This is a genomic window from Senegalimassilia sp. (assembly GCF_977052095.1).
Genome location: NZ_CDRSTZ010000075.1, coordinates 3,209 through 4,698, shown reverse-complemented (window position 1 = coordinate 4,698; position 1,490 = coordinate 3,209). Strand labels below are relative to the sequence as shown.

The 1,490-nt window shown below is 63.1% G+C and carries 1 protein-coding gene and 1 pseudogene; one reads left to right on the top strand and one right to left on the bottom strand.

What is annotated here, in order from left to right; translation table 11 throughout:
- Positions 1 to 236 (top strand): annotated as a pseudogene (locus ACWI6D_RS09250) (tRNA (N6-threonylcarbamoyladenosine(37)-N6)-methyltransferase TrmO); the annotation flags it as partial.
- A 447-nt stretch (positions 237 to 683) separates the two neighbouring features.
- Here the strand turns inward: ACWI6D_RS09250 and ACWI6D_RS09245 are convergent.
- Positions 684 to 1,490 (bottom strand): EamA/RhaT family transporter (locus ACWI6D_RS09245; RefSeq protein WP_449134470.1); only part of this gene is annotated, 807 nt, incomplete at its 5' end.

Sequence of the window (1,490 nt, the reverse complement as noted above, 5' to 3'; positions counted from 1 at the left end):
ACGAGGTGCCGTGGCACGAGCTTACGGTCGATTTCCCCGATGACCTGGCGAAACAAATCACGCCGGGCAAGCTTGACGGGCTTGTGGAGGTGCTGCGCCAAGACCCGCGCCGCGCCGGCAGCAAGCACGAGCCCAAGCGCGTGTACCGCCTTGCCTACGCGGGTCAAGACATCGGCTTCACTGTCGACGGCGACACGCTCCACGTCGTAGAAATCCGCGAAGGCCGTAACTGGTAGCGCAAATGCTTCCGAAGAAGGGCTAACGCGCTAAACAAGGCCCAGTGGCCCTTCTTTCTTGCGTGCGGGCGCGAGCGCCAAAGGCTATACTGCGTTTCCCCAGGTCACCGACGCCGCGAGAATTGGTCTGACCGGTCTTTCATCTGCAGACCTTCAAGCTTTGGGCTTCAACGCCCAAAGCTTTACGAACCCGCTTTCGCTACCGAGCTTCTCGAGCCCGCCGTTGCACGAAGCGCTGCACCCTTACCGCTTGAGACAGAGATATCGCGAAAAATCGCTCATGTATGTGATTTGCTGACAACGGGCGGGCTATTGTCACTAATGGCGTGGCTGTGACCTGGGGAAACGTAACCGTGAATGAAGCGTTTGCTTGCGTCGCCGAGTTAAATCACATACATGAGCGATTTTCGCGACGCGCGCCCGTCGGCCGCAACTGGTAGTGCGGTCCTACTTTCCCCGTTTCGGCAAAAACTGCAGTTGCGACACGCACACGCCTGCCAGGATGATGCCCACGCCGGCCCACTCCACCGGCCCAATGGGAGAGCCCAGCACCAGCATGGCCACGAACAGCCCCGCCGGCAGTTCGGAGGCCGCAAGCACCGTGGACAGGCCCGTGGGCAGATGCGGCGTCCCGATGCTGAACAACAGCACGGGCAGGAAGAACCCGCACGCGCCCGCGACCAGGCCCAACGGCGCGATGCCCTGCACCAGTACGCCGGACACGATGAAGTCGGGGCAAATGAGGTGCGACATCACCACCGCGCCGCCGCAGATAAGAAACCCGCGCTGCGCCTGCGAGCATTCCGGCTGCACATGGCCTGAAAGCGCCATGAACGCCGCGCAGCTTACGGCGGCAACCAGCCCAGCGGCAATGCCCCATGGGTTGCAGCTGGAAAGATCGGCGGCGTACAGCCCGCTTGCGAACACCGTTCCGAACACGATGATCAGCGCCGACACCACCTGGCTTGCAGCGGGCGGGCGGCGCGTGATGGCAACCTGGATTACCGTGCCGATCCACGTGAACTGGAACAGCAGCGTCAACGCCAGCGGCACGGGCAGCACGCTCATGGCGTACGTGTAGAAGATGGACGTGATGCACGTCACGGCGCCGATGCCCACCAGCTTGGCCGTGTTCGCGCGCCCGATGGCGCTCCACCTGCGTCCGCGGGCAAAATCGATGCCTAGCAGCACGGCGAACAGGGCAAACGCGAACCACATCTGCGCGGCGGCAACCTGCGCCGAGCTGAATCCGGC